The sequence below is a fragment of the Periweissella ghanensis genome (genome assembly GCF_918814755.1).
GTDB lineage: Bacteria > Bacillota > Bacilli > Lactobacillales > Lactobacillaceae > Periweissella > Periweissella ghanensis.
Window position 1 is genome coordinate 1 of record NZ_CAKKNT010000060.1, and the last position, 708, is coordinate 708.

General features: G+C 35.6%; 2 pseudogenes. Both read right to left on the reverse strand.

Annotated elements, in window-relative coordinates:
• Positions 1–264, reverse strand: a pseudogene (locus LQZ76_RS09985) (ISL3 family transposase); the annotation flags it as partial.
• A gap of 108 nt (positions 265–372) precedes the next feature.
• Positions 373–654 (reverse strand): annotated as a pseudogene (locus tag LQZ76_RS10105) (hypothetical protein); the annotation flags it as partial.
• Positions 655–708: the final 54 nt, after the last annotated feature.

Genomic DNA, 708 nt, shown 5'->3' on the forward strand with positions numbered 1-708 from the left:
ACGTGCAGCTAATGAAAAGCCACTGAAATACTTTCTGATGGTGTTCAAAGTCCGGTATGGCAAGATTTCAATTAATTTATGAGAATCAGAGTCACAGTAAAGAAAGCTCATTCTAGAATGAGCCGTTCTGATTTCGTCGAAACATAGATGTTCAGGAAGGCCTTGTCCAAACTTATAGTAGTGTTTATTACCTTCGGTATTAATTATTCTTGAGACGCTATTGGCTGAGATACTCATACTCTTCGAAATTAATTTTTCAGACATGTCTGACTTTGCTTGCATTAAGACATGTTGCCGAATTTGTCTTGAAATATTACAGTTAGTTGGAATATCAGGTGTATGTGCTACGGTTGTAGCATTACAGTTCTTACATTGAAAACGTTGCTTCTTCAAGCGTAAGCGTACATCAAAGTCGTTGGTACTAATTAATTTACATTCAGTAGTTGTAAACCCATAGTTCCGAATGGAACCAGTAAAACCACAATTAGAACATCGTGTAACCTTGTAAGTAAGAACACCATCGTAGATCAGGGCTTTATGGCGATTAAGGCCTTTCCCACGGAATTCATAACTATTCCAAGAATCTGTTGAAAATTTTATATTTTTATCTGTTAAATTTAGTGAACGTAGAATACAATTGTTATGGGACATCATTTATACCTATGCTTTCTTTGGTTTTCGTCGACTTAATTTTAGCACTAGGACATA